12 protein-coding genes are annotated in these 15,083 nt (G+C 69.3%); 5 read left to right on the forward strand and 7 right to left on the reverse strand.

Going from position 1 to position 15,083, the window contains the following annotated elements; all coding sequences use genetic code 11:
• Positions 1–354: 354 nt before the first annotated feature.
• Positions 355–984, forward strand: a complete 630-nt coding sequence (locus JHN45_RS22065; RefSeq protein ID WP_200715369.1) for an XRE family transcriptional regulator — start codon at positions 355–357, stop codon at positions 982–984.
• Between the two features lie 16 nt (positions 985–1,000).
• On the opposite strand, the gene JHN45_RS22070 is transcribed toward JHN45_RS22065, so the two are convergent.
• Complete coding sequence (locus tag JHN45_RS22070) at positions 1,001–2,026, reverse strand: ATP-dependent 6-phosphofructokinase (RefSeq protein ID WP_200715370.1); 1,026 nt, start codon at positions 2,024–2,026, stop codon at positions 1,001–1,003.
• A 223-nt stretch (positions 2,027–2,249) separates the two neighbouring features.
• Here JHN45_RS22070 and pta point away from each other — a divergent pair, with 223 nt between their 5' ends.
• The 3 genes from pta to pyk all read left to right on the forward strand — a co-directional run bounded on the left by pta (position 2,250) and on the right by pyk (position 7,061).
• On the forward strand, positions 2,250–4,349 hold the full coding sequence (pta, locus tag JHN45_RS22075) for a phosphate acetyltransferase (protein ID WP_201050171.1): 2,100 nt from the start codon (positions 2,250–2,252) through the stop codon (positions 4,347–4,349).
• Complete coding sequence (locus JHN45_RS22080; RefSeq protein ID WP_200715372.1) at positions 4,346–5,557, forward strand: acetate kinase; 1,212 nt, start codon at positions 4,346–4,348, stop codon at positions 5,555–5,557. Before pta ends, JHN45_RS22080 begins: the two co-directional genes overlap by 4 nt.
• A 73-nt stretch (positions 5,558–5,630) precedes the next feature.
• Positions 5,631–7,061: a pyruvate kinase gene (pyk, locus tag JHN45_RS22085; RefSeq protein WP_201050172.1), complete on the forward strand. Its 1,431-nt coding sequence runs from the start codon at positions 5,631–5,633 to the stop codon at positions 7,059–7,061.
• 78 nt (positions 7,062–7,139) lie between these two features.
• Here the strand turns inward: pyk and JHN45_RS22090 are convergent, their stop codons facing one another.
• From JHN45_RS22090 to JHN45_RS22110, 5 genes are all read right to left on the reverse strand, one after another.
• Positions 7,140–7,622 (reverse strand): hypothetical protein, encoded by a 483-nt coding sequence (locus tag JHN45_RS22090; protein ID WP_201050173.1) that lies wholly within the window; start codon positions 7,620–7,622, stop codon positions 7,140–7,142.
• 92 nt (positions 7,623–7,714) lie between these two features.
• Entirely contained in the window at positions 7,715–9,040 is a 1,326-nt protein-coding gene (locus JHN45_RS22095) for a hypothetical protein (protein ID WP_201050174.1), read from the reverse strand.
• Positions 9,030–9,644, reverse strand: a complete 615-nt coding sequence (locus JHN45_RS22100; RefSeq protein WP_200715376.1) for a DUF6114 domain-containing protein — start codon at positions 9,642–9,644, stop codon at positions 9,030–9,032. The genes JHN45_RS22095 and JHN45_RS22100 overlap by 11 nt, the downstream gene beginning before the upstream one ends.
• A gap of 117 nt (positions 9,645–9,761) precedes the next feature.
• The gene (locus JHN45_RS22105; RefSeq protein ID WP_200715377.1) at positions 9,762–10,397 is read right to left on the reverse strand and encodes a DUF6230 family protein; all 636 of its coding nucleotides are present in this window, start codon (positions 10,395–10,397) and stop codon (positions 9,762–9,764) included.
• Positions 10,398–11,044: 647 nt separating this feature from the next.
• On the reverse strand, positions 11,045–12,022 hold the full coding sequence (locus JHN45_RS22110; protein WP_200715378.1) for a tetratricopeptide repeat protein: 978 nt from the start codon (positions 12,020–12,022) through the stop codon (positions 11,045–11,047).
• Positions 12,023–12,251: 229 nt separating this feature from the next.
• On the opposite strand from JHN45_RS22110, the gene JHN45_RS22115 reads away from it, so the two are divergent.
• Complete coding sequence (locus JHN45_RS22115; RefSeq protein WP_201050175.1) at positions 12,252–12,893, forward strand: TetR/AcrR family transcriptional regulator; 642 nt, start codon at positions 12,252–12,254, stop codon at positions 12,891–12,893.
• Between the two features lie 333 nt (positions 12,894–13,226).
• Here JHN45_RS22115 and JHN45_RS22120 read toward each other — a convergent pair whose 3' ends face one another.
• Positions 13,227–14,927 carry a methylmalonyl-CoA mutase gene (locus JHN45_RS22120; protein ID WP_201050176.1) on the reverse strand — a complete coding sequence of 567 codons (1,701 nt, stop codon included), beginning with the start codon at positions 14,925–14,927 and terminating at the stop codon, positions 13,227–13,229.
• Positions 14,928–15,083 lie beyond the last annotated feature (156 nt).

A 15,083-nucleotide genomic window follows, 5' to 3' on the forward strand; every position in this document is an offset into this window, starting at 1 on the left:
CCACACACCCGAGGCCGGCAGAACCACCCCCACCCCCTCGGCCAGTGCCCGCCACCCACGCAAATGGCAAGGTAGATCGGCATATTCACCGCCCCTCGGCGACCATCCGGCACCCTCGGCCGCCACGCACCGTGACCGCGCGCGCCGGCCCCAGCCGCGTTCGGGCTCCTCCTCGCGACCGGATCCGTACGTTCATACAATCCGTAATCCTGGCCGAACAGACCGTAGTCACCGCACTCGGGCGCCCCTAGCTTGTGCCCCGTGCGCCGACCCCCAGCTCAACACAGCCAGTCCACGCCGCCCACTCCGCCGTTCAACGCCCCCGCCGCCCGCAGGCTCCGGACCGCTCTTGACATGGGTCCCGAACACGTCGCGTACGGGATGCGTGTGTCGTTCGGGCTGCCCTATGTCACGCCGGACCTGGTCATCGCCTGGGAGCGTGGGCTCACCGCGCCGTCCGGTCCCGAACTCACCGCGCTCGCGGGCGTGTTGTGGTGTTCCGCGAGTGAACTCATCGGCAAGCCACGCACGCTGCGTGAGCACCGTCTCGCCTGTGGCCTCGCGCCGGAGGACATCGCCCGTGGCGTCGGGCTCGAACTCCTCGTGTATTTACGGATGGAGGAGAACGACGAGTGGCGCGGCACCGAGCGCCAGTCCGCCGCGCTCGCCGATCTGCTCGACCTCTCGCTGCCCGACTTCATCAGCGTCACCGGACGCGACGCGAAACTCGCGGAGTTGCTGCGCGGCGCCATGACCACTCGCTGGCAGGCCGCCGTACGGCCGATCGGAAAAATGGTGCCCCTGGACCGGCACGTCCTGGAGGAGTCTCTGAAGGAGCTGCACCAGGAATACCAGGGGCGGATGGTCGCCACTCTCAGCTGGGCCGGCGGCAACTCGCCCGGCGACGCGAGCGAGGCCGGGCGCGACTTCCTCGACCAGATCATCAGCCGTTTCTGGGCCGTGGTCGAGAGGAGTACCTACTGAGCGAGCCAGAACAGACCTAGAAGACCGACTCCGCCTCGTCCATGCGGTCCTTCGGGACCGTCTTCAGCTCGGTGACCGCCTCCGCCAGCGGGACCATCACCACGTCCGTGCCGCGCAGCGCCGTCATCCGTCCGAACTCGCCCCGGTGCGCGGCCTCCACCGCGTGCCAGCCGAAGCGCGTCGCCAGCACCCGGTCGTACGCGGTCGGTACGCCGCCGCGCTGGATGTGGCCGAGGATGACCGGCTTGGCCTCCTTGCCGAGGCGGCGCTCCAGTTCGTACGCCAGTGCCGTGCCGATGCCCTGGAAGCGCTCGTGGCCGAACGCGTCGATCTCGCCCTTGCCGTAGTCCATGGAGCCCTCGGCCGGGTGCGCGCCCTCGGCTACGCACACGACGGCGAACCGCTTGCCGCGGGCGAAGCGTTCCTCGACCATCTTGACCAGGTCGGCGGGGTCGAAGGGGCGCTCGGGCAGGCAGATGCCGTGGGCGCCCGCCGCCATCCCGGACTCCAGCGCGATCCAGCCCGCGTGCCGGCCCATGACCTCGACGACCATCACTCGTTGGTGGGACTCCGCCGTGGTCTTCAAACGGTCCATCGCCTCCGTGGCGACGCCCACCGCCGTGTCGAAGCCGAAGGTGCGGTCCGTGGCCGAGATGTCGTTGTCGATCGTCTTGGGGACGCCCACCACCGGCAGCCCGGCCTCGAACAGCATGTGCGCCGCCGTGAGCGTGCCCTCGCCGCCGATCGGGATCAGCGCGTCGATGCCGAAGGCCTCGACCATGTCCTCGGCCCGTTCACAGGCCTCGCGCAGCCGGTCGCGCTCCAGCCGGGAGGAGCCGAGGATGGTGCCGCCGCGGGCGAGGATGCCGCTGACCGCGTTCAGGTCGAGGGTGCGGTAGCGGCTCTCCAGCAAGCCCGCGTAGCCGTCCTCGAAGCCGATCACCTCGTCGTCGTAGTGATCGACCGCTCGGTGCACGACCGATCGGATCACTGCGTTCAGGCCGGGGCAGTCGCCGCCTGCGGTGAGAACTCCGATGCGCATCGTGCTGTGTCTCCTGCTCGCTGTTGATACCGGTGAGCCGGATCCGATTGTTTCACGTCCCTCAGGGCGATGCCGCTCCCGCCGGACCGAGGGGCGCCTTAACCACCCCCGGAGGTATTGTCAAGAGGGTTCTGCTCACCTCGGTGGGCGATTTTTATGACCACCGAAACAGCCACCGAAACAATCACCGAAACGACCGCCGAAACGAAGCGAGGTAGCACGCGTGACCCGCAGCGTGTACGTGACCGGGATCGACCGCGGCGACGGCCGTCAGGTCGTCGAGCTGGGGGTCATGGAGCTCCTGACCCGCCAGGTCGACCGGGTGGGGGTGTTCCGTCCCCTCGTCCACGACGATCCCGATCGGTTGTTCGAACTGCTGCGCGCCCGCTACCGGCTCTCCCAGGACCCGGCGACCGTCTACGGCATGGACTACCACGAGGCGTCCGCCCTCCAGGCCGAGCAGGGCACCGACGAGCTGGTGTCGACGCTCGTCGAGCGCTTCCATCTCGTCGCCCGGGACTACGACGTCGTCCTCGTCCTCGGCACCGACTTCGCGGACACCCAGTTCCCGGACGAGCTGGCCCTCAACGCCCGTCTCGCCAACGAGTTCGGCGCGTCCGTGATCCCCGTCGTCGGCGGACGCAAGCAGACCTCCGAGTCCGTGCTCGCGGAGACCCGCAACGCCTACCGCGCCTACGACGGCCTCGGCTGCGACGTCCTCGCCATGGTCACCAACCGGGTCGCCCGCGAGGACCGGGAGGAGATCGCCCAGCGCCTCACCACCCGGCTGCCGGTGCCCTGTTACGTCGTACCGGACGAGCCCGCGCTCTCCGCGCCGACCGTCGCGCAGATCACCCACGCCCTCGGCGGCCGGGTGCTGCTCGGGGACGACTCGGGGCTGGCGCGCGACGCGCTGGACTTCGTGTTCGGCGGGGCGATGCTGCCCAACTTCCTCAAGGCGCTCACCCCGGGCGCGCTGGTCGTCACCCCGGGCGACCGCGCCGACCTCGTCATCGGGGCGCTGGCCGCGCACAGCGCCGGCACCCCGCCGATAGCCGGCGTCCTGCTCACCCTGAACGAGGTGCCGAGCGACGAGATCCTCACCCTCGCCGCCCGCCTCGCCCCGGGCACCCCAGTCGTCTCGGTGACCGGCACGTCCTTCCCGACCGCCGCCGAACTCTTCTCCCTGGAGGGGAAGTTGAACGCGGCCACCCCGCGCAAGGCGGAGACCGCGCTCGGTCTCTTCGAGCGGTACGTCGACACCGGCGACCTGCTCCGGCGGGTCTCCGCGCCGAGCAGTGACCGCCTCACCCCGATGATGTTCGAGCACACGCTCCTGGAGCGGGCCCGCTCCGACAAGCGCCGCATCGTCCTCCCCGAGGGCACCGAGCCCCGTGTCCTGCACGCCGCCGAGGTGCTGCTGCGCCGGGGCGTCTGCGAGCTGACCCTGCTCGGCCCCGAGGACCAGATCCGCAAGAAGGCCGCCGACCTCGGCATCGACCTCAGCGCCGCCCAGCTGATCGATCCCCAGACCTCCGAACTCCGCGACCGCTTCGCCGAGAAGTACGCCGAACTCCGCGCCCACAAGGGCGTGACCGTCGAACTCGCCTACGACGTCGTCGCCGACGTGAACTACTTCGGGACGTTGATGGTGCAGGCCGGGCTCGCCGACGGGATGGTCTCGGGCGCCGTGCACTCCACGGCCGCCACCATCCGGCCCGCCTTCGAGATCATCAAGACCAAGCCGGACGCCGACATCGTCTCGTCGGTCTTCTTCATGTGCCTCGCCGACAAGGTGCTGGTGTACGGCGACTGCGCCGTCAACCCCGACCCGAACGCCGAGCAGTTGGCCGACATCGCCATCCAATCCGCCGCCACCGCCGAGCAGTTCGGGGTCGCCGCGCGGATCGCGATGCTGTCGTACTCCACCGGTACGTCCGGCTCGGGCATCGACGTCGACAAGGTGCGCGAGGCCACGGAGCTGGTCCGGCTGCGGCGGGCCGATCTGCGGATCGAGGGGCCCATCCAGTACGACGCCGCCGTCGAGCCGAGTGTCGCCGCCACCAAGATGCCGGAGTCCGAAGTCGCGGGCCGCGCAAGCGTGTTGATCTTCCCCGACCTCAACACCGGCAACAACACCTACAAGGCCGTGCAGCGCTCGGCCGGCGCGATCGCCGTCGGGCCGGTGCTCCAGGGGCTGCGCAAGCCGGTCAACGACCTGTCCAGGGGCGCTCTTGTCTCCGACATCGTGAACACCGTGGCCATCACGGCGATCCAGGCCCAGAACCCGAAGATCTCGAACGAGAAGGCCTCCCAGCAGTGACCGCGACCCGTGTCCTCGTCCTCAACTCCGGCTCATCGTCGGTGAAGTACCAACTGCTCGACATGCGCGGCGGCGAGCGGCTGGCCCTGGGGCTCGTCGAGCGCATCGGCGAGGAGACCTCCCGGCTCAAGCACACCTGCGTGACGACCGGCGCCGTACGGGAGTTGACCGCCCCTGTCGCCGACCACGAGGCCGCCCTGAAGGCCGTAGCGGAGCAACTCGCCGCGGACGGGCTCGGGTTGGACTCTCCCGAACTGGCGGCCATCGGGCACCGGGTCGTGCACGGCGGGATGACCTTCACCGCGCCCACGGTCATCGACGACACCGTCCTCGCCGAGATCGAGCGGCTGATCCCCGTCGCTCCGCTGCACAATCCGGCGAACCTCGTCGGGATCCGGACCGCGATGGCGTTGCGGCCCGATCTGCCGCAGGTGGCCGTGTTCGACACCGCGTTCCACACGACGATGCCGGAGTCGGCCGCGCGGTACGCGATCGACGTGGCGACCGCGGACGCGTACCGGATCCGGCGGTACGGGTTCCACGGGACCTCGCACGCGTATGTGTCGCGGGCGACGGCGAAGCTGCTGGGGAAGGCGCCCGAGGACGTGAACGTCATCGTGCTGCATCTCGGGAACGGGGCGTCCGCGTCGGCGGTCAGAGGTGGGCGGTGCGTGGACACCTCCATGGGGCTGACGCCGCTGGAAGGGCTGGTGATGGGGACCCGGTCGGGAGACCTGGATCCGGCCGTCATCTTCCATTTGATGCGTGTTGGCGAAATGTCCACCGATGAGATCGACACTCTTCTCAACAAGAAGAGCGGTCTGATCGGGTTGTGCGGGGACAACGACATGCGCGAGATCCGGCGCCGGATCGACGAGGGCGACGAACGGGCGGAACTCGCCTTCGACATCTACATTCACCGTTTGAAGAAGTACATCGGTGCCTACTGCGCGGTACTCGGCCGGGTGGACGCGGTCGCCTTCACGGCGGGGGTCGGGGAGAACGCGGGCGCGGTGCGGGAGGCCGCGGTGGCGGGCCTGGAGCTGCTGGGGCTGGAGGTGGACGGGGCACTGAACGCCGTACGGAGTGACGAGCCGCGGCTGATCTCGCCGGAGTCGTCGCGGGTCGCGGTCGCGGTGGTGCCGACGGACGAGGAATTGGAGATCGCCACACAGACCTATGCACTGGTCGGAAATTACAACGCCTGAGCGCATGCCCGCCCATTTGTATCTTCCGCCAGACGGAATATTCCGTAGCGAAACAAACCGATAGGATCGTCCCATGCGCCGTTCGAAAATCGTCTGTACTCTCGGCCCCGCGGTCGACTCCCACGAGCAGTTGGTGTCGCTGATCGAGGCCGGCATGAATGTGGCCCGCTTCAATTTCAGCCACGGCACCCACGCCGAGCACCAGGGCCGGTACGACCGCGTCCGTGCCGCGGCCAAGGAGACCGGCCGTGCCATCGGCGTCCTCGCCGACCTGCAGGGCCCGAAGATCCGCCTGGAGACCTTCGCCGAGGGTCCCGTCGAGCTGGTGCGCGGTGACGAGTTCACCATCACCACCGAGGACGTCCCGGGCGACAAGACCATCTGCGGTACGACGTACAAGGGCCTGCCCGGTGACGTCTCCCGCGGCGACCAGATCCTGATCAACGACGGCAACGTCGAGCTGAAGGTGCTGAGCGTCGAGGGCCCGCGGGTGAAGTCGATCGTCATCGAGGGCGGCGTCATCTCCGACCACAAGGGCATCAACCTGCCTGGCGCGGCCGTGAACGTGCCCGCGCTGTCCGAGAAGGACGTCGAGGACCTGCGCTTCGCGCTGCGGATGGGCTGCGACATGGTCGCCCTGTCCTTCGTGCGCGACGCGAGCGACGTGTACGACGTCCACAAGGTGATGGACGAGGAGGGCCGCCGGGTCCCCGTCATCGCCAAGGTGGAGAAGCCGCAGGCGGTCGCCAACATGGAGGCCGTGGTCGCGGCCTTCGACGCGGTGATGGTGGCCCGTGGCGACCTCGCCGTGGAGTACCCGCTGGAGAAGGTCCCGATGGTGCAGAAGCGCCTGGTGGAGCTGTGCCGGCGCAACGCCAAGCCGGTGATCGTGGCGACCCAGATGATGGAGTCGATGATCACCAACTCCCGCCCCACGCGCGCCGAGGCCTCCGACGTGGCCAACGCGATCCTGGACGGCGCGGACGCGGTCATGCTCTCCGCCGAGTCCTCGGTGGGCGCCTATCCGATCGAGACCGTGCAGACGATGTCGAAGATCGTCCAGGCGGCCGAGGAGGAGCTGCTCAGCAAGGGCCTGCAGCCGCTCGTGCCGGGCAAGAAGCCGCGGACGCAGGGTGGTTCGATCGCGCGTGCCGCGTGCGAGATCGCCGACTTCCTCGGCGGCCGGGCCCTGGTGGCCTTCACGCAGTCCGGTGACACCGCCCGCCGGCTGTCCCGCTACCGCGCGGCCCAGCCGATCGTCGCGTTCACCACCGACGAGGGCACCCGCAACCAGCTGACGCTCAGCTGGGGCGTGGAGTCGCACGTGGTGCCGTTCGTCAACAGCACGGACGAGATGGTCGACATGGTCGACGGCGAGATCGCGAAGATCAACCGCTTCAACCCGGGCGAGACCGTCATCATCACCGCCGGTTCGCCCCCTGGTGTGGCCGGCACGACGAACATGCTCCGCGTCCACCACCTCGGCGGCGGCGAGGGCAACTGACGTACGCCTGAAGGATCTTGTACGGCGCTGAGGGTGTCCCCTGTGATCAGGGGGCGCCCTCGGTTCCTGTCTGTCGGATCAGGCCGTCGACGGTGCTCCGACCGTCTCGCGCAGCCATGTGTGGGCGCGCAGCTCCGGGTGGGCGGTGGTGATCAGCCGGTACGCCTCGGCCTTGGCCCGGTCGGTGAGCTGCCGCAGTTCGGTCCAGGTCAGCTCCGCCACCCGCGGCGCGTAGTTCGTCGTGAGGGTGACGGTCTCCCCTCCCCGGCTCAGCGAGAACACGTGACCGGACACGCTCGTCTCCACCGCGATGTCGCCGCGGGTCTCGAGCTCTCTTCTCGCGTACTCCAGCATGAGAGCGAAGTCGACGACGGGCAGTCCCCGCGTGCTCAGGCCGAGATCCACGCCGTGGACGACCAGCCGTACGTCCGCCCGGAAGAAGCTGACGGAGAAGTCCGCGCCGGTCAGCTCCGGGTGTTCCGGCCGGTACGGGTGCTCCAGCGGATGCGCCGGGGACCAGAAGGGGTCGTCGGCGTGGGGCACGAAGGAGAAGGCGATCATCTGTCCTCCCGTCGAACGGAGCAGTGCCCCGCCGAGACGTACTCGGCGGGGCACTGCTCCTTCGCGGCTCCCGAACGGGCTTGTGGACGGGCTCAGTTCTGGTAGCTGCGCAGACCGGGGACGGTCAGCGTGCCGCCGAACTGGCCGGCCTGGACCACCTTCACGTTGGTGAAGTAGATCAGCGGGATGTTCAGCGGCGGCGGGTTGTCCGGGTCGAACGTGATCGGGATCAGTCCGAACAGGTTGCCCGAGATGGACTCCGTGTACATCACGGTGTCGCCGTCGCGGATCGTGGAGGTCGAGCCGGAGGCCGCCTGCACGTGGTACGTCTTGCCGGACTGCTTGTCGTCCACCGTCTGGTGCAGGTCGCCGATGTCGGTGCCACCGGAGATGACGTACTTCAGGACCTTCTTGACCTTGCCGCTGGCGGTCTTCACCTCGACGATGCCCTTGTAGTCGGCGCCCTTGAGCAGCAGCGAACTCGCGTTCAGGTACCAGGGGTCGTCGGGCAGCAGCACCTTGTTGTCGACGCCGCTGAGGTCGTCGGTGGCGACCGGGCAGTCCGAGGTGTCGGTGCTCGCGCTCGCGGACGGGCTCGCCGTGTCCGAAGCGGTGGCGGTGGACGTGGCCGTGTCCTCGGCCGCCTTCGTCGCCGTGTCGGTCGTGTCCTTCACGGTGTCGTCGACCGTGTCGGTGACCTTCTTCGTCGTCTCCTTGACGGTGTCGGACGCGCTGGAGGAGTCGTCCGTGGACGTGTCCTTCGTGGCGCTCGCCGAGGCCGACGCGGTCGGCGTCGGCGTGGCGGTCGCCGTGGCGTCCGAACTCGACGAACCGCCGGTGAGGATGCCGGTGATCGCGTCGCCGATGGTGTCCAGCAGGCTTTCGCTGCTCGCGGTCGCCGAGGGCGTCGCGGTGGCGGTGGAGCCGGACGAGGTGGTGCCGGACTCGGTCGACTTGCTCGCCGAGGCCGAAGCGGTCGGTGTGGGCGTGGACTTGTCGTCGGAACCCGAATCCGACGAGGACGTCGTGCCCGAGTCCTTCGTGGCGGAGTCCGTCGCCGTGGCCGACGGTGTCGTCTCGTCCTTGGTCGAGTCCGAGGACTCGCTCGCGGACGCGGACGGCGTGGCCGAGGCGCTCTCCGTCGACTTCGCGAGAGCCGCGACACAGTCCTTGTACTCGTCGGCCGTCAGACTCTTCGACGACGGCGAGGTCGTCGAACCGTTGTCGGCGAGAGCGAGCGAGGACGTGAAACCCAGCCCCACGATCACGGCGGTCGGCATCGCCACCGTGGCTATCGCCTTGCCGGCGGGCATGTGGAGCCTGGTGAGCAACGGCTTCTTGGGCGCCGCGTGCCGCGGCCCGGTTCTCACACGGGACGCGTCCACGTCAGTCCCGTGGGTCACCTCGTCAGCCGGCACTGTGCCTCCCGTTCGCCCCGTTGTTCACCGGGCTCGTTCCTGACAGATCCTTGGGCTCGTCCGCGTCGTCGGCGGACTCGTGCGGCACAGACTCGTGAGGCGCGGCTTCGTAGTACGACGCGGACTCGTGCGGTGCGGCCTCGTGCGGTGCGGCTGCGGGTGCGCCGCCTTCTCCCTGTGTGTCCTCCACTGCCGCCTGCGGCTGCGGCGGTGCGCCCGGCGCCCACGACACGGCCAGCGCTCCGCCGACCATGGCGAAGAGGAAGCCGATGAGGAAGCCGCCGAGGTTGGACACGGGGATGGACACCAGCGCCAGCAGAATCGCCGCGACACCCGCGAAGGTGCGCACGTGCTTCTGGAACCAGAGACTGAAGCCCAGGACGACGAGCAGCACGCCGATGATCAGGGACCCGGCGCCCGCGGTGGTGGCCATCGCCAGCGTCAGATGCCCGATCTGGAGATGCGCGTACGGGAAGTAGGCGATCGGGAGTCCGCCGAGCATGACGTACAGACCGGCCCAGAACGGCCTTGTGCCACGCCAGGCGCGGAACTGCAGCCTCCGGCGGGTGAACTGACCGGGTGCGGCAGGAGTCTCGGCGCTCATGGAAAACAGCTCCCTGGTACGGCGTTGCTGTGGTGGAGAGTTGCACCTCGTGTGAAGGTGCGGGTGGAAGGTGGACGGGCGGGGGCGCCACCGGCTCCCCCGCCCGCCGTCAAGTGCCTAGTAGCACTCGTGGGTGCCGGTCGAGACCGACATCTTCAGCCCGCTGAGCTTGAAGGTTCCGGCAGTGGTGGCCCACGCCGTCTGCTTCACGTCGGTCAGCGTGGCCGACTCGGCCTGCTGCGCGAATCCGTACGGGTTGGCAGCCTCGCTGCCGCCCTTCATGCCCGGACCCTTGGTCGCGCTTCCGGCGGCCACACCGATGTCGATGTTGTGGAACACCGCGTCGGCGGCGAGGTCCTGGACGTCGATGTACAGGTTCTCGGCCTGGACGGGCGTACCGCTGCCGCCCGCCTTCAGCATGAGGCTGACCGATCCGAAGATCGGGATGTTCGGGGTGACCACCGACTGGCACATGTTGGTGATCGAAGCGGACTTGAACGCCGAGACGGCGACGGGGTGAGCCGTCTTGCTGCCGTCCAGGTTGTAGCCCGAGTCCAGGGCTCCGTACTGCGTGAAGCCCGTGCCGTCGAGCTGGTCGGCCGTCACCTTGAACGACTGGCCGGAAACTGCGAACGACGCGGCAAGAGCGCCCTGCGCGAGGGCGACACCTATACACGCCGTAGCGGCGACGCTGGGCACCATGACCACAGCGAAGCGCTTCCATCTCGTCCCGCCACGCACCTGGGACTCCATATTTCCTCCTTCTCGGACGTACATCTCCTGGCCCTGACTGCCCCCAGATGGCGGCTCAGCCGGGCAGGGATGGGAGAAGTGCTACGTCCTCGGGAAGGGGAGCGCCTGTACCCGGAGGCGCGAACCCGCGCACCGATCACCGGCGATCACCCCCGAGCGACAACCACTGGTCGCGCCTGACGCACATCACGCACAACCTTGCTGGACAGGCTCCGCCTCGCGGCGAAGACCCCCCTGCCCAAGAGCCGACTCCATTGTTTCCGGCTCTACTCGGTGGGGACCCAGGAGACCCCGTCGACCCGACCGGCTGTCGGGGTACGGAAACGGACCGAGCGTCGCCGATCGTGGTGCATTCTCGCCGCCCGCACAAGGGGCTTCGTTACTGGGTAGTAACGACCGGATAACCGAACAACGACCCGCCGGTATCGGCTGACGACGCTGGGTGTCATCGTGGGCCAGGACAAAACCGTTGATCTTCGGACGGAATCCGACAGAACAACGGCTCCGGCTTACTCCAAGTAACAGCGACCGCGATTACCAAGATTTGGTAAAGCGCGGTCGCAGTGACACTCCGTCGGCAAATATTTCACACCGGCAACACCGTTCCCGAGGTTTACCGACTGGTCAGAACCGGCCTCGCGCCCCGCTCAGAACAGCGCCCGAGCCAGCGCCCGCCGGGCCGCCGTCACCCTCGGGTCGTCGGCCCCGACGACCTCGAACAGCTCCAGCAGCCGCAGCCGTACGGTGTCCCGGTCGTCACCCACCGTGCGGCGCACGGTGTCGATCAACCGGCCGAAGGCGTCCTCGACATGACCGCCCACCAGATCCAGGTCGGCGGCGGCGATCTGCGCCGGCACGTCACCCGGCTTCTCGGCGGCCTCGGTCCGCACCTGCTGCGGGTCGAGCGTCGACACCCGCTGCAGCAACTCGGCCTGCGCGAGCCCGAGCTTGGCCTCCGAGTTGGCCGGGTCGTCGCTCAGCACGTTCCTGTAGGCCTGTACGGCCCCACCGAAGTCCCCCGCGTCCAGGGCCCGTACGGCGGCTTCCAGCAGCCCGTCGTAGGGTCCCGCCGGCACCTCGGAGACGGCCTCGGGGCGGTCGCCCGGCACGGCGTCCGGGTCGACGGTCAGCCCGGTGAGACCGAAGCGCTGCTCGGCGACCTGGATCAACTGGTCGAGGGTCTGGCGGATCTGCGGCTCGGTGGCGGCCCCCTGGAAGAGCGGCAGCGCCTGCCCGGCGACCACCGCGAAGACGGCCGGGATGCCCTGCACCCCGAACTGCTGCATCAGCATCTGATTGGCGTCGACGTCGATCCTGGCGAGGACGAAGCGTCCGTCGTAGTCGAGGGCGAGCCGCTCCAGGATCGGGCTCAGCTGCTTGCACGGCTCGCACCACTCGGCCCAGAAGTCGATGACGACCGGGACCTCGGTGGACCGCTGCAGGACCTCGCTCTCGAAGCCCGCCTCATCTACGTCGATCACAAGGTCGGCCGGCGAGACGGCTCCGCCACCGCCCTGCCTGGCGGATTCGGCGCGCGCCTGCTCCGCCTTGGCCTTGGCCTCCTGGGCCGCCTTCACCGCGGCGAGGTCGACGACTCCGCTCATGGACATGTTCCGTGGCTGCATGCGTCTATCCTCCCCCGTCCGCCCGTGTGAATGAAAAGCGTTGTGAAAGCCGGTCCGGTCAGTGCTGTTCGGTCGGTGTTGTTCGGCAGGTGCTGTCCGCGTCGGGTCCCCACCCCACGCCCATGGTTTCGCTACGGGTCGTAGCGTAATCGTGCCGGGTGCCTCGCGGAAAGGGATACCCCGTGATCTCCCTCACTGCACCACAGGAACCGCCGGTTATGGTCAAGGGATGCAGAGCCGCACTCCCGTCCCACGCGCCGCGGGCCGCCCCCGCAGCACCACCGCGGACACCGCGATCCTCGCGGCCACCCGGGAGGCCCTGGTCGAACTCGGCTGGTCCAAGCTCACGTTGGGAGACGTGGCGACCCGCGCCGGGGTTGCGAAAACGACCCTCTACCGCCGCTGGGCGGGCAAGAACGAACTCGTCGTCGACGCCGTCGCCGAACTCTTCGACGAACTGGAACTCCCCGACCGCGGCACCCTGGCCGCCGACATCGAGGGCGTCGTCCTCCAGTTCGCGGCGATCCTGGCCCGCCCGGAGGCCAAGAGCGGACTGATGGCGGTGGTCGCCGAGTCCGTCCGCGACGACGCCCTGCGCGAACGCATCCGCGAATCGATCGTCGACCGGCAGAAGTGCCTGGTCGTGGAGGGCCGGGCCCGCGCCCAGGCCCGCGGCGAACTGCCCCCCGAATCAGACCCCTTGGAAGCCGCCCGCACCGCCGACCTGATCTTCGACGTGGTCGCCGGCGCGGTCGTCCACCGCACCCTGGTCAGCGCGGAACCCGCCGACGAGGACTGGGTCCGCAGCTTCACCCAGGTCCTGCTGCTGGGCCTCACCTCACTGAGCGGGGCTCAACCGCCTTCACGCTAGCGCCGGTCCGGCAGCACGGCAGCTCAGGTGCCGCACGTGGGCAGTGGCTGTCGCCGCGGGCGATGCGACGGGGGCGGTCCCCGCGCGAGGCCGCCCGAGCACGGAGAAGCCGACGAGCGACGGCAACGCCACCCCGGTCCGGCAGATCAGACCGCAGGAAAGCAGCAGCTGACGCCCCGCGCGACGCGAGGGACCCCGCGAGGCCGCCCGAGCGCGGAGAAGCCGACGGGTGACGGCAACGCCGCGCCGGGTCCCCCGCGCCCTCAAGGCAGTTGAGGAGCGCGGCCGACGACCCGCCGCTGCGGCAGGATCCGCAGGACGGGCCCTGGCGCCCTAGAAGCCGGCGGGCTCGGTGTAGACGCCCCACTCCTCCCGCAGCACCCCGCAGATCTCGCCCAGCGTCGCCTCGGCCCGCGCCGCGGCCAGCATCGGTCCGATCATGTTCGACCCGTCCCGCGCGGCGGCGAGCATCGCCTCCAGGGCCGCCCCTACGGCCGCCTCGTCCCGCGCGCCCTTCCGCGAGCCCAACTCCCGGATCTGCTCCCGCTCCACCTCGTGGCTGACCCGCAGGATCTCCAGGTCACCGGTGACCGATCCGTGGTGCACATTGACGCCCACGACCCGCTTGTCGCCCTTCTCCACGGACCGCTGGTACTGGAAGGCGGCCTCGGCGATCTCACCGGTGAACCAGCCGTCCTCGATACCGCGCAGGATGCCCGAGGTGATCGGCCCGATCGGGTGCCGCCCGTCCGGGTGGGCGCGCAGCCCGCGCTCCCTGATCTGCTCGAAGATCTTCTCGGCGTCCGCCTCGATCCGGTCGGTGAGCTGCTCGACGTACCACGAACCGCCCAGCGGATCCGCCACGTTGGCGACCCCGGTCTCCTCCATCAGCACCTGCTGCGTGCGCAGCGCGATCTCCGCGGCCTGCTCGCTGGGCAGCGCGAGGGTCTCGTCCAGGGCGTTGGTGTGCAGCGAGTTGGTCCCGCCGAGCACCGCCGCGAGCGCCTCAACTGCCGTACGGACGACGTTGTTGTACGGCTGCTGCGCGGTCAGCGAGACACCGGCGGTCTGGGTGTGGAAGCGCAGCCACTGCGCCTTGTCGGACCGCGCGCCGTAGACGTCCCGCATCCAGCGGGCCCAAATCCTGCGCGCGGCACGGAACTTGGCGATCTCCTCGAAGAAGTCGACGTGCGCGTCGAAGAAGAAGGACAGGCCGGGCGCGAACACGTCCACGTCGAGGCCCCGGGACAGGCCGAGTTCGACGTACCCGAAGCCGTCGGCGAGGGTGTACGCCAGCTCCTGCGCGGCCGTGGAGCCCGCCTCGCGGATGTGGTAGCCGGAGACGGACAGCGGCTTGTAGGCGGGGATGCCGGTCGCGCAGTACTCCATGAGGTCGCCGATGAGGCGCAGGTGCGGCTCGGGCTGGAAGAGCCACTCCTTCTGGGCGATGTACTCCTTGAAGATGTCCGTCTGGAGCGTGCCGTTGAGGACGGCGGGGTCGATGCCCTGGCGCTCGGCGGCGACCAGGTACATGCAGAAGACGGGGACGGCGGGCCCGCTGATGGTCATCGAGGTCGTCACGTCGCCCAGCGGGATGTCCTTGAACAGGACCTCCATGTCGGCGGCGGAGTCGATGGCGACCCCGCAGTGCCCGACCTCGCCCAGCGAGCGCGGGTCGTCGGAGTCGCGGCCCATGAGGGTCGGCATGTCGAAGGCGACGGAGAGCCCGCCGCCGCCGTTGGCAAGGATCTTCTTGTAGCGCTCGTTGGTCTGCTCGGCGTTCCCGAACCCGGCGAACTGCCGGATCGTCCAGGTCCGCCCCCGGTAGCCCGTGGCGTGCAGCCCGCGCGTGTAGGGGTACTCACCGGGCCACCCGATCCGCTCGAAGCCGTCGTACGTGTCCCCGGGGCGTGGACCGTACACCGGCTCGACGGGGTCCCCGGAGAGCGTGGTGAAGTCGGCCTCACGCTTACGTGCGGCGTCGAACCGGGCCTGCCAGCGTCGGCGGCCCTCTGCGATGGCGTCAGCGTCCATGCTTCGAATTTACTAGGACGTCCTAGTAAATGTCGAGGATCGCCGTCGCGACGGTCCGCACACCTTCGCCCGTGGCTCCCGGCTCCGGGCTCCGGGCACCGGGCACCGGCGCGGGACCCGGACTCTGGCAGGGTTGCTTCGGCCAGGCGCGCCCTC

The organism is Streptomyces sp. MBT53 (genome assembly GCF_016654115.1).
Classification (GTDB): domain Bacteria; phylum Actinomycetota; class Actinomycetes; order Streptomycetales; family Streptomycetaceae; genus Streptomyces.